This window comes from Kribbella aluminosa (assembly GCF_017876295.1).
Classification (GTDB): domain Bacteria; phylum Actinomycetota; class Actinomycetes; order Propionibacteriales; family Kribbellaceae; genus Kribbella; species Kribbella aluminosa.
In genome coordinates this window covers 3,085,935-3,106,490 of record NZ_JAGINT010000001.1, presented here as the reverse complement: position 1 = coordinate 3,106,490, position 20,556 = coordinate 3,085,935, and the positions used below count along the sequence as shown (strand labels likewise).

General features: G+C 71.3%; 16 protein-coding genes. 6 read left to right on the top strand and 10 right to left on the bottom strand.

The window, feature by feature from the left end:
• The 6 genes from ispH to hpnC are packed head-to-tail and all read right to left on the bottom strand — an operon-like array spanning position 1 to position 7,474.
• Entirely contained in the window at positions 1-1,521 is a 1,521-nt protein-coding gene (ispH, locus tag JOF29_RS14905) for a 4-hydroxy-3-methylbut-2-enyl diphosphate reductase (protein ID WP_209694789.1), read from the bottom strand.
• Positions 1,518-3,431 carry a squalene--hopene cyclase gene (gene shc, locus JOF29_RS14900; protein WP_209694788.1) on the bottom strand — a complete coding sequence of 638 codons (1,914 nt, stop codon included), beginning with the start codon at positions 3,429-3,431 and terminating at the stop codon, positions 1,518-1,520. The genes ispH and shc overlap by 4 nt, the downstream gene beginning before the upstream one ends.
• On the bottom strand, positions 3,428-4,468 hold the full coding sequence (locus JOF29_RS14895) for a polyprenyl synthetase family protein (RefSeq protein ID WP_245357601.1): 1,041 nt from the start codon (positions 4,466-4,468) through the stop codon (positions 3,428-3,430). Before JOF29_RS14895 ends, shc begins: the two co-directional genes overlap by 4 nt.
• The gene (gene hpnE / locus JOF29_RS14890) at positions 4,465-5,790 is read right to left on the bottom strand and encodes a hydroxysqualene dehydroxylase HpnE (protein WP_307863339.1); all 1,326 of its coding nucleotides are present in this window, start codon (positions 5,788-5,790) and stop codon (positions 4,465-4,467) included. Before hpnE ends, JOF29_RS14895 begins: the two co-directional genes overlap by 4 nt.
• Positions 5,787-6,647, bottom strand: coding sequence for a presqualene diphosphate synthase HpnD (hpnD, locus tag JOF29_RS43030; protein WP_245357600.1), 861 nt, complete (start codon positions 6,645-6,647; stop codon positions 5,787-5,789). Before hpnD ends, hpnE begins: the two co-directional genes overlap by 4 nt.
• Positions 6,644-7,474 carry a squalene synthase HpnC gene (hpnC, locus tag JOF29_RS14885; protein ID WP_307863338.1) on the bottom strand — a complete coding sequence of 277 codons (831 nt, stop codon included), beginning with the start codon at positions 7,472-7,474 and terminating at the stop codon, positions 6,644-6,646. Before hpnC ends, hpnD begins: the two co-directional genes overlap by 4 nt.
• Before the next feature lie 100 nt (positions 7,475-7,574).
• Between hpnC and JOF29_RS14880 the strand changes: the two genes are divergently transcribed.
• Complete coding sequence (locus tag JOF29_RS14880) at positions 7,575-8,762, top strand: PucR family transcriptional regulator (protein ID WP_209694786.1); 1,188 nt, start codon at positions 7,575-7,577, stop codon at positions 8,760-8,762.
• On the opposite strand, the gene JOF29_RS14875 is transcribed toward JOF29_RS14880, so the two are convergent.
• Positions 8,718-9,989 (bottom strand): WS/DGAT domain-containing protein, encoded by a 1,272-nt coding sequence (locus JOF29_RS14875; RefSeq protein ID WP_209694785.1) that lies wholly within the window; start codon positions 9,987-9,989, stop codon positions 8,718-8,720. The genes JOF29_RS14880 and JOF29_RS14875 overlap by 45 nt on opposite strands.
• On the bottom strand, positions 9,986-10,756 hold the full coding sequence (locus JOF29_RS14870) for an SDR family NAD(P)-dependent oxidoreductase (protein ID WP_209694784.1): 771 nt from the start codon (positions 10,754-10,756) through the stop codon (positions 9,986-9,988). Before JOF29_RS14870 ends, JOF29_RS14875 begins: the two co-directional genes overlap by 4 nt.
• 86 nt (positions 10,757-10,842) lie before the next feature.
• On the opposite strand from JOF29_RS14870, the gene JOF29_RS14865 reads away from it, so the two are divergent.
• Complete coding sequence (locus JOF29_RS14865) at positions 10,843-13,221, top strand: alpha-L-rhamnosidase-related protein (protein WP_209694783.1); 2,379 nt, start codon at positions 10,843-10,845, stop codon at positions 13,219-13,221.
• Here JOF29_RS14865 and JOF29_RS14860 read toward each other — a convergent pair.
• Complete coding sequence (locus JOF29_RS14860) at positions 13,214-14,584, bottom strand: MGH1-like glycoside hydrolase domain-containing protein (protein ID WP_209694782.1); 1,371 nt, start codon at positions 14,582-14,584, stop codon at positions 13,214-13,216. The two genes, JOF29_RS14865 and JOF29_RS14860, sit on opposite strands and share 8 nt — an antisense overlap.
• A gap of 48 nt (positions 14,585-14,632) precedes the next feature.
• On the opposite strand from JOF29_RS14860, the gene JOF29_RS14855 reads away from it, so the two are divergent.
• Positions 14,633-15,619: an L-threonylcarbamoyladenylate synthase gene (locus JOF29_RS14855; protein WP_209694781.1), complete on the top strand. Its 987-nt coding sequence runs from the start codon at positions 14,633-14,635 to the stop codon at positions 15,617-15,619.
• Positions 15,620-16,430: 811 nt separating this feature from the next.
• Here JOF29_RS14855 and JOF29_RS14850 read toward each other — a convergent pair.
• Entirely contained in the window at positions 16,431-17,396 is a 966-nt protein-coding gene (locus JOF29_RS14850) for an aldo/keto reductase (protein ID WP_209694780.1), read from the bottom strand.
• Positions 17,397-17,520: 124 nt separating this feature from the next.
• On the opposite strand from JOF29_RS14850, the gene JOF29_RS14845 reads away from it, so the two are divergent.
• The 3 genes from JOF29_RS14845 to JOF29_RS14835 all read left to right on the top strand — a co-directional run bounded on the left by JOF29_RS14845 (position 17,521) and on the right by JOF29_RS14835 (position 19,908).
• Positions 17,521-18,381 (top strand): fumarylacetoacetate hydrolase family protein, encoded by an 861-nt coding sequence (locus JOF29_RS14845; protein WP_209694779.1) that lies wholly within the window; start codon positions 17,521-17,523, stop codon positions 18,379-18,381.
• Positions 18,378-19,136 carry an SDR family NAD(P)-dependent oxidoreductase gene (locus JOF29_RS14840; RefSeq protein WP_209694778.1) on the top strand — a complete coding sequence of 253 codons (759 nt, stop codon included), beginning with the start codon at positions 18,378-18,380 and terminating at the stop codon, positions 19,134-19,136. The genes JOF29_RS14845 and JOF29_RS14840 overlap by 4 nt, the downstream gene beginning before the upstream one ends.
• Positions 19,137-19,230: 94 nt before the next feature.
• Positions 19,231-19,908 carry a FadR/GntR family transcriptional regulator gene (locus JOF29_RS14835; protein WP_209694777.1) on the top strand — a complete coding sequence of 226 codons (678 nt, stop codon included), beginning with the start codon at positions 19,231-19,233 and terminating at the stop codon, positions 19,906-19,908.
• Positions 19,909-20,556 lie beyond the last annotated feature (648 nt).

Below are 20,556 nucleotides of genomic sequence, written 5' to 3'. Positions count from 1 at the left end.
TCACGGCTGGGTCACCTCTCTCGGTAGCACGAAGCGGACGTCCTCGGTCGGCTCGCCGGTCTCGGTCACCGTGATCGGACCGAGGCCGGACAGGCAGCGGACGAGTTCGTCGACGAGGGCCGGCGGGGCGGAGGCGCCGGCGGTGATGCCGATTCTGTTCGCGCCGGCCAGGCGGTCGAGGGGTAGCTCGCCGGCGTCGTCGACGAGTACGGCGGGGGTGCCGGCGGCCTCGGCGACTTCGACGAGCCGGTGGGAGTTGGAGGAGTTCTGGGATCCGAGGACGATCACCAGGTCGGACCGGCGGGCGATGGCGCGGAGGCCTGCCTGGCGGTTGCTGGTGGCGTAGCAGATGTCGTCGGTGCGGGGACCTTTGAGTGCCGGGAAGCGCCGGCGGAGGACGGCCGCGGTTTCGGACGCATCCTCGACGGCGAGCGTGGTCTGCATCGCGTAGGCGACGCGGGTTGGGTCGGGTACCTGGATCGTCGCGGCCTCCGCGGGGCTGGAGACGACGAGCACGTGGTCGGGTGCCTCGCCCGTGGTGCCGACGACCTCTTCGTGGTCCGCGTGCCCGATGAGTACGACGGTGTTGTCGTTGCCGGCGTACCGTCGTACTTCCTGGTGCACCTTGGAGACCAGCGGGCAGGTGGCGTCGATCACGCGGAGGTGACGCTCGGCGGCCTGTGCGCGGACCGTCGGCGCGACACCGTGCGCGGCGAGCACGAGCACGCTGCCCTCGGGGACCGCGTCGACCTCCTCGACGAAGACCGCGCCGCGCCGTTCGAGGTCGCCGACGACGTGCCGGTTGTGGACGATCTGCCGGCGTACGTACACCGGCGCGCCGAACCGCTCCAGGGCCTGCTCGACCGTCTCGATCGCCCGCTCCACACCGGCACAGAACGACCGCGGCGCGGCGAGCAACACTTCCCGCTCACCCGTGGCGGCGCTCCACGCGTTGATCACCCCCGCCGTAGGCCGCAACTCCAGCAAGGCCCGCACCCCACGCCACGGCATCCCGATCCCCCGCAACGGCTGCCCCGGCGTATCCACAACCACCCGAACCACCACACTCCGCCCGCCCTCCCCCGCCAACAGCCCCGACTCGGTATCAACAGCAACAGCCCCGCGCGCGGCGAACCCAGCCCGCTCCGCCGCCGAGTCGACAACATGATCAGTGGTCACCACCGGCCCGGCATGAACGGTGAACCCCCGCCGTCGCAGCTCACCCGCCACAAGCACCGCCGCATCACACGACACACTCCGCCCCCAGCGAACGCCCGCCCCCTCCCGGCCCGGGCGGAAGTCCGCTGCTTCCGCGCCTGGGGTGGTTCGGGTGGCGTGTTGGATTTCCGTTGCCACGACGAGGTCGCCTGGGGCGATTCCTTCGATCAGGGCGCCGGCGACTCCTGCGATGAGGGTCGGGCCCTCGAGGTGCGCGCCTCGGGAGCGACCCGTGTGGACGGGGTGTGCCGCTCGGAGGGCGAGCCACTCGGCGTACAGCGGGGTGCAGACGACGCCGGTCATCGGGTGGTCCTGAGGTAGCGGCCAAGCGCCCAGATCGGGAAGACCAGGCGGTACAGGTGGTAGCCGATGTAGAAGTCGCCGGGGAAACCTGTACCGGTGTAGCGAGGTTCGTCCCAGCCGCCGTCCGCGCGCTGCGTGTCCACCAGGTAGGCGAGACCCCGCTGGACGGCCTCCCCGCCGGGCTCGGCCGCGAGCAGCGCCAGCAGGGCCCACGCGGTCTGCGACGGTGTGGAGTCGCCGCGGCCGATCCACGACGGATCGGCGTACGAGCGCAGGTCCTCGCCCCAGCCGCCGTCGGCGTTCTGGTGCTCCTCCACCCAGCGCACCGCCCGCCGGACGACCGGATCGTCCGGCCGCATCCCGACCGCGATCAACGCGGGGACGACGGCCCCCGTGCCGTACACGTGGTTCGTCCCCCAACGACCGAACCACGACCCGTCGTCCTCCTGCGCGGCGAGCAACCAGCGCACCCCGCGCCGGCACTCGTCCGTCTCGGTCCTTCCTTCCGCGGCCAGCAGCTCGACCACGTGCGCGGTGACGTCGGCCGACGGCGGATCGATCACCGCGCCGAAGTCGCAGAACGGCAGCTTCAACGCCGTCGTGTCCGTGTTGTCCGCATCGAACGCACCCCAGCCGCCGTCGGCCGACTGCATCCCGGTCGTCCAGGTCACCGCGTCGTCGAGCGCGGTCCGCAACCGCTCGGGCTCAGGGTGCGCCACCCGGCGCAGCGCGAGCACGATCTCGGCGGTGTCGTCGGTGTCCGGATACCCGTCGTTCGCGAACTCGAACGCCCATCCCCCGCCGACCAGGTCCGGTCGCCGTACCTGCCAGTCCCCCGGCGCGTCGATCTGCTCCGCGAGCAGCCAGTCCGTTGCCTTGAGCACCGATTCGTCGTCGGCGTCGACCCCGGCGTCGAGCAGCGCCGCCACGGCCAGCCCGGTGTCCCAGACCGGCGACTGGCATGCCTCGAGCCAGCGCACCGGACCGTCGGCGGTGTCCGCGTGCACCGTGAACCCGTCGAGCCCGCGCAGCCCCGCGGCCAGCACCGGATGGTCGATCGGGTACCCCATCAGCTGCAACGCGATCAACGAGTACACCCACGGAGGCTGGATCCCGCCCCACCCGCCGTCGGCCTCCTGGCGCGCCACGATCCACTCGGTCGCGCGCCGCAGCGCCAGCCGGCGCAGCCAGCTCAGCGGCCCGCGAGGTCCCCAACGTGTGTAGGCGTTGAGTACGACGTCCAGCCGCTGGAACGCCCCGTCGAGTCGCCACAGCGGCGCGTGCGCGGCCGACGGCGTACCCGACCGCAGCTCGCCGACCGTGAAGTCCACGGGATGCACCGGCCGATGCGCGCTCACGATGGTCAGCGGGACGATCGTCTGGCGGGCCCAGCAGGCCCAGTTGTAGACGTTCAACGGCGCCCAGCTCGGCAGGAAGATCAGCTCCGGCGGAAGGTCCGGGCAGTCGTCCCAGGACCACAGCCCGAACAGCGCGAGCCAGATGTGCGTGAACACCCGCGCCTTCTCGACACCTCCGGCGGACCGGATGAACTCGGCGGCACTGACCAGCCGCGCCGCTGCCGGATCGTCGCCCGCCATCCGCAGCGCGACCCAGGACTCGACGGTCGTCGACAAATCGCCAGGCCCGCCCGGGAACGTCGCCCACGTGCCGTCCTCACGCTGCTGCGACCGGATCCACCGCGCCGTCTCCGCGTCGGTCCGAGCCGTCGCCACACCGAGGAGGTGCCGCAGCATCAGATCCTCGGCGTCCATCGTCACGTTGGTTGCCAGGTCGCCCTTCCACCACCCGTCCTCATGCTGCAGAGACCGCAGGTACGACACCGCCGCGTCCAGGCATTCCTGCACCCGAACGTCGACCGGTGTGTCCGCGGCCAACCGCGAGGCCGTCACAGTTGACGCTCCGCGACGAACCGCGACAGCTCGTCGAACTGCTCACGTCCGGCCGAGTCGACACCCGCCATGTACAAGGCCCGTCCGGCCCTCCGCACCCGCTCCCCCGCCTCGGCCAGCGCCCACTCACGCCCGCCGGCGCGCTCGACGAGTACGGCGGCCCGCTGCACGTCGTCCTCGGACGGTACGCCGGGCTTCGCGAGCCACTCGGCCAGCTCCTGCCCGTACGTCCCGCCGTACTCCAGTGACCACACCACCGGCAGCGTCTTCTTGTGCGCCCGCAGATCCGAGAACACCGGTTTGCCGGTCTTCTCCGGCTCACCCCAGATCCCCAGCAGATCGTCGACGAGCTGGAACGCCAGTCCCAGCTCCCGCCCGTAGCTCCGGAACTCCTCGCAGGCCGCCGCATCGGCACCGGCCAGGATCGCGCCGAGCTCGGCCGATGCCCCGAGCAACGAACCGGTCTTCCCGACGGCCATGTCGACGCACTCGTCCATCCCGACGTCGTCGCGTTGCTCGAACGCCAGGTCGAGCACCTGGCCGCGGATCAGCTCCCTGGTCGCGACCGCCAACGCGTGACCGGCGCAAGCGGCGTACGGCGAGTCGCACTCGTCCAGGACCTCGTCGGCGAGGCAGGCCAGCGCGTCCCCGACCAGGACCGCGGTCGCGTCGCCCCAGATCGACCAGACGGTACGCCGGTGCCGGCGCCGGGTGTCGCGGTCCATCAGGTCGTCGTGGATCAGCGAGAAGTTGTGCACCAGCTCGACGGCGACACCGCCGGGAACGGCCGGTTCCGGCGTACCGCACACGGCCTCGGCGACCAGCAGCGTCAGCCCGGGACGGATCGCCTTGCCGGAACTGCCGGTCATCGGCCGGCCGTCCGCGTCGCACCAGCCGAAGTGGTACGACGCGATCAGCCGGGTGTGGTCGTCGAGCCGGCCCAGGGCTTGCCGCAACGACGGCTCGACCAGGTCACGCCCGCGGGCCAGCAGCTCCGGAGCTTTGGTTGCCGAGGGCATCGGGTCGACGGCGGTCATGAGGCAGCGTCCGGAACAGGTACTGCCGCGGCGTTGAGCACCGACGCGGCAGCCGCCTCACCACTGCGGACGGCGCCCTCCATCGTGGCGGGCCAGCCGGTGGCGGTCCAAGCGCCGGCGAGGTGCAGGCCGGCGCGATTCGTCGTCGCACCGGGACGGAACCGGCCAGATCCGGGCGCCGGCCGGAAGGTGGCATTGCGTTCTCGGGTCACGAAGAACTCCTTCACACGCGCGTCGGCAGCCGCGGGAAGCAGCTGCCGGAGGGCGGGTACCAACACGTCCCGGAGGTCCGCGACGGGGACGTCGATCAGTGCGTCGGCCGCGGACAGCGAGACCGCGATGTACTGGCCGTCCGGCTCGGTGCCACGGTCGAACACCCATTGCAGCGGGCTGTCGACACCGGCGACGAACGGCTCGTCCAGCACCACCCGGTCGAACACCACATGCGCATTGACGATCGGCGAGCTACCGAGTGCCTCCGCCCATCCTCCCGGCAGCTCCACCGCACCATCCGGCAGCAACGCCGCCGCATCGGCCGGCGGCACCGCGAGTACGACGTCGTCGTAGGTCTCGCCCTCGATCGCCCATCCACCATCCTTCTCGTCCAGCACCCGGACCCGCGCCCGCAACCGCACCGCGGCACCCGCCGCCGTCAACGCCCGCGCGGCGGCGGCGCCGTGCAACTGCTGCAACGGCACCGACGACCAGCCGATGTCCGCGGCATCACTGCGCTCGAGCAGTCCGAGCTGGAACACCGTCGCCGCCACCGCCAGCGATGCGTCCTCGGCCCGGGCGTTGAGCGTCGCGATCCCGATCAGCTCCCACAGCGCCTCCACCGCCCGCGCGTCCTGCCCGTGCGCGGCCAGCCAGTCCCCGAACGACTGCGCGTCGACCTCCGCGGCTGTCCGGTCCACCCGCCTCATCGCGAGCGCCGCACGTACGGCCGCAATCCGCTCCGCCACAGTCAGCCAGCGATACGACAGCAACGCGGGGCCAAGGTGCAGCGGCGCCGGCATCCCGTTCCGCCGGATCCGCCCGACCCCGGAGTGCCGACCGCTCAGCACCGGTACGTCGAGCCGCCGCTGCAGGTGCACCTGGTCCCGCACCCCCAGGCGATCGAGCAGCCGCAGGTACGACGTACAGCACCGGAGGAACACGTGCTGCCCGTTGTCGATCCACCGCCCGCTCCGTTCGAACGAGTGCGTCAGCCCACCCAGCTTCGGCCGCCCCTCCAACAGCACCACCGCACACCCCGCGTCGGCCAGCTCCAGCGCCGCGGTGATCCCGGCCAGACCGCCGCCGACGACGGCCACGCGCTTCACGAGCGCACCCCGGCCAACGACGCCAGCGCCACCTGGGCCTTCTCCGCGGCCGACAACGACAGCCGCCGGTCGTACACGAGCACCGGGTTCGCACCGATCCGGCGGAGCAGGTGGTGATAGATCCCCGACATCGCCCGGCACGAGGCGCCGCTGCGCCGGTCGAGGTACGGCAGCAACCGCCAGCCGAGCGAGTACCAGTCCTGCGCGCGGCCGGCGGCGTACCGGATGTAGCCGGCCAGTCGGCCTTGCGGGTCTTCGAGTACGCCGTGCTCGTCGAGCGCGATCCGCGCGCCGAACCGCTCCAGCTCGTCCGCCGGAAGGTAGATCCGGCCGTTGCCGAAGTCCTCCCGGATGTCGCGCAGGATGTTGGTCTGCTGCAGTGCGATGCCGAGCTGGTCGGCGTACTGCGAGAGCGTCTCGAAGTCGGCGTCCGCGGTACCGAAGATCGACAGGCACAGGCGGCCGACCGACCCGGCCACGCGGCGGCAGTACACGACCAGCTCCTCGAAGTCGCCGACGCGTACGTCGCCCAGGTCGGTCTCGACCCCCGCGACGAGCTCCTCGAAGGCGCCGAGCGGGACCGGGTACCGGCGGGCGGCGTCGGCCACCGCGACGTACACCGGATCGCTCAGGTCGTCGAGCCGGCCCAGATCCTTGCGGACCTCGGCGAGCGCGGTCCGCTTGTCCGCCAGCGGCAGGGCGCCGTCGCCGATGTCGTCGATCCGCCGGGCCAGCGCGTACAACGCCGACAGCGCGTTGCGTTTCGGCGGCGGCAGCAACCGGATGCCGTAGTAGAAGTTGCGCGCCTCCGATCGGGTGATGTCCAGGCACGCGACGTACGCCTCCGCAACCGTCATCGCGCCACCGCCCTGATCAGCAGCCGGATCGTCTCAGCCTTCGACGGCCGCGCCTCCTGGGCCAGCACGTCGCCGCCGGTACGCCGCAACGCCCGGACCGTCGCCTGCCCGCCGGCCACGAACCCGGCCACCGACACCCGCGCCCAGCCGTGCAGCCGCCGTACGATCACGGCCCCTTCGCCGAGCAGCTGTGCGGCCCGCTCGGTCTCGAACATCATCAGCTGCCGCAGCGACGCGGACGCCTCGGCGTCGTCGAGATCACTTTCGGGGACGCCGTACGTCGTCAGATCCTCCTGCGGCAGGTAGACCCGCCCGGCCCGGCGGTCCTCGCCGACGTCCTGCCAGTGCTCGACCAGCTGCAGCGCCGTACACACCAGATCCGACAGCCGCTCGGTCTCGGGATCGTTGACGCCGAAGACACCCAGCACCAGCCGGCCGACCGGGTCGGCGGACAGCCGGCAGTAGCCGAGCAGGTCGTCGAAGGTCTGGTAACGCGTGACCGTCTGGTCCTGCAGGTTGGCCTGGATCAGGCGGTGGAACGGGTCCGCCGGGAGGTCGTGGGCGCGAACGACCGGGAGCAGCCGGCGCAGGACGGGATGCACCGGCTGCCCGCTCGACCAGATCCGCTCCAGGTCGGCGGCGAAAGCCTGCAACGCGGCCGTCCGGTCCCCCGGGTAACTGTCGCCCAGCTCGTCGACCGTACGGGCGTAGGCGTAGATGGCATGGAGTCCGTCCCGCGGCCCACCGGGGAGGACCTTCAACGCGACAGGGAAGTTCTCCCCGTGTTCCCTCCTGCCGAGTGCGCTCTGCAGTCCGTCTGGATGCACGCTTCCATCATCGGAAGCGGTTTCCTGCCAACTCTGCCCCGCTGGTCAACATTCCGGCGGCCGAAACTTGTCACGGCGTTACAGTTGCCGCGGAGGGCACATGACCATCGCCACCTTCGATCGCGCCGGCCTCGAGAAGGCCCTGCTCGACGATCTGCCGGACCTGCTCGCCGAGGTCCGCGACCGGCTGGCCGAGCACTGGCCCGACTACGCGGCCTTCCTGGACACCAACCGGGACGCCGTCCTCGGGCCCGCCGAGCTGTTCGTGCACCGGCTGCTCGACATGTCGCTCGCCAACCTCAGCAACCCCGAGGAGACCACACCCGAACGCGCCGACGCGGCCGTCCGCCCGGTGTTCGAGGAGATCGGCCGCCGCCAACTCCGGGAGGGCAACGACCTGACCCGGTTGCTGACCGCCTTCCAGCTCGGCGCCCGGGTCGCGTGGCGGCACGTCGCGGCGACCGCGCTCCGGCTGGAGTTCGCACCCGACAACCTCGCGGCGCTGGCGGACTCGGTGTTCGTCTTCGTCAACCAGCTCTCGTTCTCGGCCGCGAACGGGTACCTGCAGGAGCAGATCGACGACGCGGTGGCCCGGGAGCGCCGCCGCGAGGAGCTCGCGAACCTGCTGCTCGCCGGCCGCGCGAGCGCCGAGGCGATCCGGACCGCGGCCGCGCAGGCGGCCTGGCGGATCCCGGACACCGCCGCGGTCGTCATCTACAGCGGCGACCACCACGCCGCCACCACGCTGGTCGCCAGGCTCGAGCCCGGCGCACTGCCGATCCGGCGCGACGGTCTCGTCGTCGGCGCCATCGTCCCGGAGCCGTCCGGTCCGGGTCGCCGGCTGCAGCTCAGCCGGGAGCTCGCCGGGATGGGCGCGGTGGTCGGCAACGCCGTCACGCTGGCGCAGTTGCCGCGCAGCCTGGAGATCGCCCGGATCGCCGTTCGGCTGCGGAGCACCGGCGTACTGTCCGACGACCCGGTGTTCGCCGACGAGCACCTGGACGCACTGATCGTCTGGCGCGACGAGGCGCTGGTCGCCGCGCTGCGCGACGAGATGCTCGCGCCGCTCGGAGGCGAGACGGACGCCGCCCGCGATCGGCTCGCCGAAACCCTCGCCAGCTGGCTGCGGCACTTCGGCGACCGGCAGGCGATCGCCCACGAGCTGAGCATCCACCCGCAGACCGTGCGCTACCGGATGGCACGGCTCAGGACCCTGTACGGCGAACGCCTGGACGACCCCGACTCACGCGCTCGCCTCTTCCTCGCCCTCGAGTGGCCCGGCCCATAACCGCCTGAGCGCGCGGTTCACGTGGTCGGCCAGCGCGGCGGCGTCGATCAGCTCCGGGTCGGTCGCCAGCCCGATCCCGAGCACACCTCCCCAGCTCAAGGCACCCACGGAGAGCGGCGTACCGGGCGCCAGCGGCAGGATCGGGTACACGCGGTGGTGCGGCACCCCGGCGAACGTCATCGGCACCGTCGGGCCGGGCATGTTCGACACCACCCCGTGCAGGAACCGTGGTCCGTACACAGTCTGCGCGAACCAGCGGACGAACGGCTCCGGCACCGCCCGCAGCCCGGTCGCCATCACGAAGCGGGCCGCCAGCGCTCGCGTCGAGCGGCGCAGTCGCTCGCTCCGGGCGGACACCTCGGCCAGCAGCTCCTCGAACGGCCGCCCGTCGACGGGCACCTTGACCATGGTCGCGCCGATCGCGTTGCCCTCGACCGCATCGCCCTTTACGACGCTGTCCGAGGTCCGCACCACCGTCGACACCGAGATCCGCAGGGTCCGCGGAAGCCCTGTCGACACGGCGTACACCCCGTCGGCGAGCAGGGCGATCAGCAGGTCGGTCACGCGGACGCCACGATCCGCAGCGACCCGCCGTACGACCTCCAGCTCGACCTCGGCGACGCCGAACTCACGACGTAGCGAACCGGGCGGCAACGGCCGGGCGGGGCCGTCGGTCGCGAGCTGGGCGAGGCCTACGGCGACGGCCGCTGCCCGCGCGAGCCGGCCGGGCCTCGGGCCCACCGGTGCCGGCAACGCCGGGCGCGGCTCGAACAGGCTGAACGTGTGCAGGACCGCACCGATGCCGTCGGCAATCGAATGATGAAGCAGCACCACGAGCGCGTCCGCACCACCCGGGCCGACGTCGCGGACCAGCACGATCCGCCACAGCGGCCGGTCCCGCGGCATCGGCTGCTCGGCGAGGTCGCCGATGAGACGCAGCAGCCCGGCCCAGCCGTCCGGCGACCGGTACTCGGTGACGTGCCAGTCCAGGTCGACGTGCTCGTCCTCGATCCAGCGCAGCCGGCGCCACCGTGACGATGGTCCGAGTCGCTGGTGCATCCTCGGCAGCCGGGCGAATCCGTCGGCGACCAGCGTTCGTACCTCCTCGATCGACGGGCGCCGATCGGCCGGTTCGAGGGCGACGACACCTCCGACGTGCTGGGCCGTGCCCGTCCCTTCGACATGCAGGAAGAACGCGTCGGCCGACGGCACCACGATCCCGGTCATCTTGACACCACCTGCTCGCCGAACCGGGCGGACAGCCGGCGATACACACCGGGGGCCAGCGCGCGGACCGCCGGCGCGACCCGCAGCCAGCCCGGCACCCAGATCTCGGCGCGGTCGTTGGTGATGCCATCGACCAGCGCCCGCGCGACCACGGCGGCGGGCACCGGCCGCGGACGTTTCCGGTCGTACGGCCGGCCGCGTGCGGTGAAGAACCCGGTGTCCACGACGCCGGGGACGGTGAGACTCACACCAACACCTGTATCACGAAGCTCCAGGCGCAGGCTCTCCGCGAAGATGTCGAGGGCTGCCTTGGTGGCGGCGTACACGGCCTCGCCCGCCACCGCCGTACGACCCGCAACCGATCCGACGAGAGCGACGTGACCGTTCCGCCGTTCGATCATCGGGGGCAGGAGGCAACGAACCAGGTGCAGCGGAGCGAGCAGGTCGAGCGTGACCAGACGGTCCAGCTCGTCGCCGCCCAGACCCGTGAACGGACCGGACCAGCCGGCCCCGGCATTCGCGACCAGTACGTCGACCTGCCCGTGAACGGCGATCGCGGCGTCCGCAACATCGGCCGCCGCGCCGGGCACGGCCAGATCTCCGAGGACGACGGCACCACCGACCCGCTGAGCTACGGCCGCGCTGCGTTCCTCGTCGCGCCCGTGCACGATCACCCGTACCCCGGCCGCGGCGAGGCCGTCCACCACCGCCGCGCCGATCCCCGCAGACCCGCCGGTCACCAACGCGACCTTGCCGTCCAGTCGCATCGCACCTCCACAGCCGTTCTCCGTCGGAGCTCGCCTGGCAGCGATCAGGCTACCCCGATGACCGGCGCCGCTGGCACCATTGACCGGTGCCGATCCACGAAACCGCCGACGTCCATTGGTTGCAGCTCGACGACGACCCGTTCACGGGAGATGCCGCCTGGCCGGCGCGCTGGATCCGCGCGGCGGAGGGCGGGGACGTGGCCGGGTTCCGGCTCCGGGTCGAGTGCGCGGAGGCAACCGAGGCCGTCGTCCACGTGTCCGCCGACGAGCGGTACGAACTGTGGCTGGACGGCGACCTCGTCGGCCGCGGCCCGTCGCGGGGCGAGGTCGGCCACTGGTCGTTCGAGAGCTACCGCCTCCGGCTGCCGGCCGGCGGGCACTGGCTCGCCGCCCGCGTGTGGAGCCTCGGCGACGACGCACCGCTGGCACAGCTCAGCCTCGGAGACGGGCCGACCTTCCTGCTCGCAGCGCCCGGCCTCGACACCGGCACCGCCGACTGGCAAGCGGCTGTACTACCCGGCCACGGCCGACGTCCCAAGGGCGACGGGTACGGATGCGGCGCCAGGCACGTCAGTGACGGCCGTACCTATCCGTGGGGCTGGCAGACCGGCACAGACAGCCTCGACTGGCAGACCGCCACGGCCGGCGATCCAGGACGCCGCAGCGATCCAGAACGTGACGGCGATCCGGGACGTGGCGGCTGGGACGCTGCGCTGCCGAGCGGTGGCGTACGCCGGCTGGTGCCGGCACGCCTGCCCGCGCCCGCGCAGCGGTGGGCCGACGGCGCACGCGTCCGTCACATCGCGCAGCATCCGGCCGGTGAGCCGACACGTGATCGGGTCGTGGATCCGGCGGACCACCTGGACGGTGAAGGGGGCGACTGGCAACGGTTGCTCGACGGTACGGCGCTGGTCCTGCCGCCCGGGACCTGCCGTCGGGTGCTGATCGACCTCGACCAGTACGTCTGCGCGTACCCGGTCCTCGACCTCGACGGCGGACGCGACGCCGAAGTACGGGTGCACTGGCAGGAGTCCCTGTACGAGACGGAACCCCAAGCAGGCAAGGGACATCGCGACGTTGTCGAAGGCAAGCTTTTCGGCCGGCCGGGTCTCGAGGAAGACGGTATCGGCGACCTCTTCATCGCCGGCGGGGGACGCGAGCAACACAGCACCCTGTGGTGGCAGTCCGGCCGGTACGTCGAGGTCCTCGTCACCACGGCCGCCGAACCGCTGACGATCACCGGGCTGCGCTTCCGCGAGACCCACTACCCGTACGAAGACCGGCTCGGCTTCACCGCCAGCGACCCGCGGCTCGCGCAGGTCGGCGCGCTCGCGTTCCGGACGCTGCAGGCGTGCAGCCACGAGACGACCATGGACTGCCCGTACTACGAGCAGCTCCAGTACACCGGCGACACCCGGCTCCAATGCCTGATCGCGTATGCCGCCACCGGCGACGACGCCCTCGCCCGGCAGGCACTTCGCGCTTTCGCCAGGAGCCAGCAGGACGACGGGCTGGTGCTGTCGCGGACGCCGTCCCGGCAGTCGTCTCCCATCCCGCCGTTCACGTTGTGGTGGGTGGCGATGGTGCACGACTTCGCGTTGTGGCGCGGCGATCTCGCCTTCGTCGCCGAGCTGATGCCGGGTGTCCGCGCCGCCCTCGACGCACACCGCCGTACCGTCGACGACCGTGGGATCTTCCGGGCCCTGCACGGCTGGAACTTCACCGACTGGGTGCCGGGCTGGGACGCCGGCTGCCCGCCCGGGATCGTCCAGGACGGCGAAGTACACGCCGACTGGCCCGGCCCGGGGCACGGTGTGTCGGCCGTGCTGCAGCTGCAACTGGCCCTGGTCGCGCGGCAGGCGGCCGACCTGGAAACCTGGACGGGCAAGTCAGGCGCCGAATACGCACAGCTGGCCGACCAGCTGCTCGATGCGGCGGACGAAGCCTTCTACGACGCCGACCGCGGGTTGTACGCCGACGACCTGGAGCACACCGCCTTCAGCGAGCATGCGCAATCGCTGGCGTTGCTCGCGGGAGCGAAGTACGGCGAGACGGCCGTCCGGACGATGCTGCACGAATCGCTGTCGCGGACCACCGTGTACTTCGACCACTACCTGTTCGAGGCGCTCCACAGGATCGGGCGGACCGACGTCCTGCTCGAACGGCTCGGCCTCTGGTACGGGCTGCTGGACCGGGGCCTGCGCACCGTGATCGAGCACCCTGAGCCGACCCGCAGCGACTGCCACGCCTGGGGCGCGCACCCGCTGTACCACTACGTCGCGACGCTGCTCGGCGTCCGGCCGACGGCGCCCGGGATGACGACGGTCAGGGTCGCGCCGCAACTCGGCGGTCTCGACTGGGCGCAGGCCTCGGTGCCGACGCCGTACGGCCCGCTGGAGGTCCGTGCGGTGTCGGGCGGCCCGACCGAGGTGACCGCGCCGCCCGAGATCACGGTGATCAGCTGACGACGACTTCGAGGTGATGGTGGCCGGTGAGCGTGGCCGGTACGTGTGGCGCGTCCTGCGGCCGGCCGTTGAGGTGGACGGAGCGGACCTCGGTGCCTTCGCCGCGTACGGTGAGGTCGAGCGTCGCTGCCCGGTACCGGAGCGACCGCAGCGACCACTCACCGGCGTACGCCGTGGGCACCGTGGGGCGCACGGTGATGCCGTCGGTGCCGAACTCGAGCCCGAACAGACCCTCGTGGACCAGCCGTAGCAGTGCGGTGGCGGACCACGTCTGGTGCGGCAGCGACTCCCACCGCCGGCCCACCTGCCAGCCGCCGTCTACCTCGCCGGTGGTCGCGTTGTAGAGCTCGAACAACTCGTCACCGCTCGAGCGGAACAACCTGACCAGGTCGTCGACCGTCCGGCCGAACTCCGCCGCCTGCCCGGCCTTGGCTGCGGCGTACCCCCACAGGCCCATGACCATCGGCCAGCAGATCGCGTTGTGACGACCCGGGTGGTCGGCGTCGAAACGCGGGAAGTGCGGCCAGACGTTCACCACGCCGAACGGCTCGTGGTGGATGTCCGCGACGAGCCCGGCCGCACGCTCCGGCCCGGCGATGCCGAACTCGACGGCCAGCGCGAGCCCGGCGGTCTCCTGGTGCAGGTCCAGCCCGTCCGGTCCGAGGAAGTAGCCGTACTGCCCGGTCTCGTCCGACCAGAGCTGCTCGTTGACGGCGGCAACGAGTTCGGCCCGCTGCGCGGCGTACGGCGCCGGGTCCGCGCCGGCCTCGGCCGCGAGCTGTTCGAGACCGCCGAGCGCGCCGACGTACACGGCGTTCGTCGACAGGCAGCGGAGCTCCGCGGCGCCTGGGTGGTCGAGGACGAAGGACGACGGATTGCCTGGCTGGTACGGCGGTTCCGGAAAGCCGGCGATGCCGTCCTGCATCAGCGACGGGCCGCGGTACAGGCCGGTCGACGCGTCGAAGCGGTCCCGGCGGAGGATGTCGAGCGAGGCGGCCGCGATCCGGAACGCGTCCGCGGCGAAGGCCGTGTCGCCGGTCACCAGCAGATGGTGCCGGGCGCCGATGCCCCAGATGATCTGGTCCCACCACTGGTTGTCCTGGGCAACCAGTCCGTCGGTGCAGACCTTCAGCAGCGTGTGCTTGGCGACCTCGGGCGACAGCAGGCTCGCCGCGTGCCAAGAGTTGATGGCGGCGTCGCGGGTCCACGGATCGGAGTACCCGCCGCCGGCGCGCAGGTACGCCGTACTTCCGTCGGAGATCGTGTTGACGTCGAGCAGATTGTGCAGCGCCGCGGCGTAGCAGACCTCGAGGTTCTCGCCACGCAAACCGGCGGGCGGCACGAGCACAGGGCGATCAGTCATGCCCCCACCCTTTCAGAACAGTCCGCCGCCCGTGAGACGATGGTGGGCGTGCCGGCAGGAACCCAGGAGATCGAGAAGGCCGTCGAGGTACTGCGTGCCGGGGGCCTGGTGGCGATCCCGACCGAGACCGTCTACGGCCTCGCCGCCGACGCCGAGGACCCGGAGGCCGTCGGCCGGATCTTCAAGACCAAGGGCCGGCCGCCGTCGCATCCGCTGATCGTCCACATCGGCAGCGCCGAGCAGCTCGACGACTGGGCCCACGACGTACCGGACACCGCCCGCCTGCTGGCCGAGAGGTTCTGGCCCGGTCCGCTGACGCTGGTCCTGCGGCGCGGCCGCCGGGTGCCGCTCGAGACCACCGGCGGGCTGGAGACGGTCGCCATCCGGGTGCCCGACCATCCTGTCGCGCTGGAGCTGCTGACCGCGTTCGGCGGCGCCGTCGCGGCACCGTCCGCCAACCGCTTCGGCTCGGTCAGCCCGACCACAGCGGAGCACGTCCGCGCGGAGCTCGGCGACGACGTCGACTTCATCCTGGACGGCGGCCCGTGCGGTGTCGGCGTCGAGTCCACCATCGTCGACGTGACCGGCGCGACCCCGACCGTCCTCCGCCCCGGCGGCGTCACCCGCGAGGACCTCGAAGCTGCCCTCGGACACCCCCTCGCCGTACCGTCGACGAGCCCGGTCCGGGTGCCTGGCCAGCACCCGTCGCACTACGCGCCCCGAGCACGCGTCGTACTGGTCGAACCGGAAGACCTCGTCGCCGAAGCCGCCCGCCATACCGGCGAAAAGGTCGGCGTCCTCCTCCCACCGCCCCTGGCCGGCACTCCTATCGAGGCCCACGCAGTCGTACCCCTCCCCGACTCCCTCGCCGACTACGCCCGAGGCCTCTTCTCCTACCTCCGCACCCTCGACCAACAAGGCTGCGACCTGATCCTCGCCACCCTCCCACCAGAACAAGGCCTAGGCCTAGCCATATCCAACCGCCTCCGCCGCGCCGCCGGCCCCCGCAGCTTTCCTTCTGCACCGACGCAGTGACCCACGGCGTGCCGACGCAGTGACCTACGGCGTGCCGACGCAGTGACCTACGGCGTGCCGACGCAGTGACCTACGGCGTGCCGACGCAGTGACCTACGGCGTGCCGACGCAGTGACCTACGGCGTGCCGACGCAGTGACCTACGGCGTGCCGACGCAGTGACCTACGGCGTGCCGAGGCAGTGACGTACGGCGTGGCGAGGCGGATCGAGCTGGTGGCGCCGGCGTGGAAGTAGCCGTGCTGCTAGGTGACCTCGGGGCGGCTGGCCACCCGCAGTAGACCTCGTCGCGCTCCGGACTCTCGCCCGGCATGATCGCAGTGGCCGCCTCGCGCAGGTACACGTGCGCGGGATGACGCTGGCTGCACGCGGGCGCGAGCGCGGACGGTCAACTCGAGGCCGATGGCGAACTTCGCGCCGTCGAGCGGGTCCGCAGCGCCGGCAGCGGCATCGCCATCCTGCTGGTGCAGCCCGCCGCCCGACGCGGGGCGAACCTCACCGCGTCCACCCCATCGATCGCTCGCGCCAAACGACTGCTCGACCCCTGACAGCGGAGGCCATTTGAGAGGTTCAGCCATCACCGTGCCCCTTCACCAACCGTATGCAGGGCGTGAACGGGCAATCTCAAAGGTGAACCGGCTCGGCGTGACCCGGGACGAGCAACCTCGCTCCGTGCGGCACGGCAGCCGGATCGACACGTCACGGTCGTCTCACTGCGGAGCGACGGTGGGGCCGGGGACAGGCACTGGTGACAGAAGACAGGTAATACCAGGTCCCAACCCACCACAACCTGTCTCACGACCCGTTGGAGCGCTTACCCGGGGACGCGTCTCAGCTCAGGGATCAGGCCGTGGTTGGCCAGGTCCTGCCAGAGGGCTGGGGGGATTGGGGTGGTGAGGTGGGCGAGGTTCTGGTGGATTTGGGTGGGGGTGGTGGCGCCGGCTACTACCGCGAGGACTCGGGGGTCTTGTAGGGGGTAGCGGAGGGCGGCGACGGGGAGGGGGACGCCGTGGCTGGTGCAGATGGTGTTGAGGGTGAGGGCTCGGGTGAGGACTTCGTCGGGTACGGCGGAGTAGTCGTACTTGGCGTTTCGGTGTGGGGTGGTCGCCAGGAGACCGCTGTTGAAGACGGCCGCGGCGATGATCCGGACGTTGTGGTCGTCGCAGGCCGACAGGAGGTCGGGGGCGACGCTCTGGTCCAGGAGCGTGTAGCGGTTGGCGACCATCAGTACGTCGGCGAGGCCGGAGCGGGCCGTCGTCAGTAGGGCGTCGATGCCGAGGGAGCCGGTGCCGATCGCGTCCACGAGGCCCTCGGTGCGGAGGTCGGCCAGTGCAGTCAGGGCGGACTCCGTTGCGCGCGGGTCTCCGGACAGTTCGGGGTCGTGGACGAAGAGGATGTCGATCCGGTCCAGGCCGAGTCGGGTGAGTGAGTCCTCGACGGAGGCCCGGACGCCGGCCGCGGAGTAGTCGAGTTCCCGTCGGAGCCTTGCCGGTACGACGAAGCCGGTCGCGTCCATCGCCGTACCGTCCCAGGACGGGTTGTCGCGGAGCAGCCGGCCGACCTTCGTGGAGACGACGTACTCGTCGCGGGGCTTGGTGGCGAGGAAGCGGCCGAGGCGCTGCTCGGACAGGCCGAGGCCGTAGTGCGGCGCGGTGTCGAAGTACCGGACGCCGGACGCCCAGGCCGCGGTCAGGATCGCGTCGGCCTGCTCGTCGGAGAACTCCTCGAACAGGTTGCCGAGCGGCGCGCACCCGAGCCCGAACCGCGGTACGTCGATCACATCTGCTCCCGGTGTCTGAACTGTGAGCACGACGCTAGACATCACATGTTTCAGGTGTCAAGGTGAGCAAAAGCCACCTTAACCGCCAGCGACGCGGCTAAAGATAAGATCTCTGGAGGAGTAGATGAAGTTCGCCCGCTTAGGTCCGGTCGGCGCGGAGGTGCCGGTCGTCGTCACCGGCGACGGAGTACGGGACCTCACCGGCATCACCGCGGACCTCGACGCCCGGTTCTGGGAGTCCGGCGGACCGGCCCGGGTCGCGGCCGCGCTGGCCGCCGGTGAACTGCCGCCGGTCGAGAACGCGGACGGCCTCCGGATCGGCGCCCCGATCAGCCGGCCGGGTGCGATCGTCTGCATCGGTATGAACTACGCCGCGCACGCCGCCGAGTCCGGCGCCGAGCCGCCGTCGTCGCCGGTGATCTTCTTCAAGGCCCCGAACACGCTGGCCGGCCCGAACGACCCGGTGACGATCCCGCGCGGCAGCACCAAGACCGACTGGGAGGTCGAGCTCGGCGTCGTGATCGGCAAGCGCGCGTCGTACCTCGACTCTCCCGCGGACAGCCTCGACCACGTGGCCGGGTTCGTGGTGGCGAACGACCTGTCCGAGCGGGCGTTCCAGATCGAGCAGTCCGGCGGTCAGTGGAGCAAGGGCAAGATCGCCGCCGGCTTCAGCCCGGTCGGTCCGTGGCTGGTCACGCCCGACGAGGTCGAGCACCAGAAGCTCACGCTGCGCAGCTTCGTCAACGGTGAGCCGCGGCAGGACTCCAGCACGGCCGACCAGATCTTCGACGTGGCGACCGTGATCCACCACCTGAGCCAGTACATGGTGCTCGACCCTGGCGACCTGATCATGACCGGTACGCCGGAAGGCGTCGCACTCTCCGGCCGGTTCCCGTACCTGCAGCCGGGTGATGTCGTCGAGGTCGAGATCGACGGTCTCGGCCGGCAGCGCCAGGAGTACGTCGCGTACGAGGCCCGCAGATGAGCGGCGCGGAGTACGACGACCTGGTCGCGATCGTCACCGGCGGCGGCTCCGGGATCGGCGCGGCGACGGCCCGCGAGCTGACGGCCCGCGGCGCGCGCGTGGCGGCGTTCGACCTCGACCCGTCCGGCGCCCCCGACGGCGTACTCGGGATCCAGGCGGACGTCACCGACGACGAGAGCGTGCGTACGGCGGTGCAGCAGGTCGTGGAGGCGTTCGGCCGGATCGACGTACTGGTCAACAACGCCGGCATCGGCGCCCAGGGCACGGTCGAGGACAACCCAGACGACCAGTGGCACAAGGTGTTCGACGTCAACGTGATGGGCGCCGTCCGGGTCAGCCGCGCCGCCCTGCCGTACCTGCGGAAGTCGCCTGCCGCCGCAATCGTCAACGTCGCCTCGGTCGCCGCGACCACAGGTATTCCGCAGCGCGCGCTGTACTCGACCACGAAGGGCGCGGTGCAGTCGCTCACCATGGCGATGGCCGCGGACCACCTCCGCGAAGGGATCCGGGTCAACTGCGTGAACCCCGGTACGGCGGCGACACCCTGGGTCCAGCGCCTCCTCGACGCTGCACCGGATCCGGTGGCCGAGCGCGCCGCGCTCGACGCTCGCCAGCCGCACGGCCGACTGGTCGCGGCCGAGGAGGTCGCGCTCGCGATCGTCTACCTGGCAGGGCCGTCCTCCGGCTCGACCGCGGGTACGGCGCTGGCCGTCGACGGCGGGATGGCTACGCTGCGGCTGCGTCCAAAAGACTGACGCCGGAAGACCGGGCCGGAAGACCGGGCTGAACGACTGGGGCCGAACGACTGGGCCGAACGACTGGGGCCGCAGGAAGACCGAAAGGCAGTACATGGCGCTGACCGACGTCGCGATCGAGAAGATCAAGGCGATGATCCTCGACGGCCGGCTGCAGCCGGGTGACAAGCTGCCCCGCGAGGCCGACCTCGCGGAGCAGCTCGGCATCTCCCGGAGCCCGCTGCGCGAGGCGGTCAGCGTGCTGTCGATGCTGCGGATCCTCGACGTACGGCGCGGGGACGGCACCTACGTCACCAGCCTGACGCCCGACCTGCTGCTGGAGACGATGAGCTTCATCATCGACTTCCACCAGGACTCCAGCATCCTCGACCTGTTCGAGGTACGCCGGGCACTCGAACCGATGGCGGCCGAGAAAGCGGCCCGGCTGATGAACGACGACGACGCGGCCGGACTGCTGGCGCTGACCGAGGCCGTCGACCCGGACAGCCCGATCGGCGAGCTGGTCGCGAACGACCTCGAGTTCCACCACCGCATCGCGGCGGCCGCCAGCAACCCGGTGCTCTGCTCGTTGATCGACAGCGTCGCCGGTCGGACGCACCAGGCGCGGGCGTGGCGAGCTGTCACTCAGGAGGACGCGTTCGGGCAGACCCAGCGCGAGCACCGAGCGATCGCCCTGTCGATCGGCGAGCGCCAGCCGAGCGTCGCCGCCGCCCTGTCGCTCACCCACGTCGCCGGCATCGAGAACTGGATCCGCCGAACCCTAAAACCCTAGCGCCGCCCCAACCTCGCATCGACCGGACCACAGGCCGCCCGTACCCGGCGGATCCACGCCGAATGTCGCCACCTCGCCGTCCGCAAACGATTGCCGACGACACGCCCCTGCCACTCGCCGAGCCGAACTTGGGCACCCACGCCCCCCGCCCGGGCGAGTCCACGGTGCTGCTGGCGCTTTGGGCATGGGGCAACCAGATTTCGCCACGGAAGGTGGTTGATGGGTGCCCAAGGTGGGGTTCCGATCAGCTCCACGGCGAGGTGCGGCGGGGGCCGGCGATGCACCTGACTCGAACGTCCGGCGTAGGGAACTGGCGCTGCTCCGAGAGGAGGAGCTCATGGTGCTGCCACCTCCGCCCTAAACAGCGCGGGGTTGACCCGTGAGTTGGTGGGTTGACCCCTTGCACGGCGGGACAACCCACCAACTTACGGGTCAACCGGAACTTATGTTGCCTGTGCGGGTGGTTGTTGCCAGGTGGTGTGCATTCTCAACAGGAGGTGTCGACCGGTCGGGTAGTGCACCTGAGCGTGATCGGGATCGCGCGTACGGTGTCCCGCCGGTGCTCTACCTGTCGGCCCTGCACACGGACGGCACGGTGTGGGTCGCCCTTGTGGACCAGATCCGCATGCTCAGCGCGGTGGGGTGCGG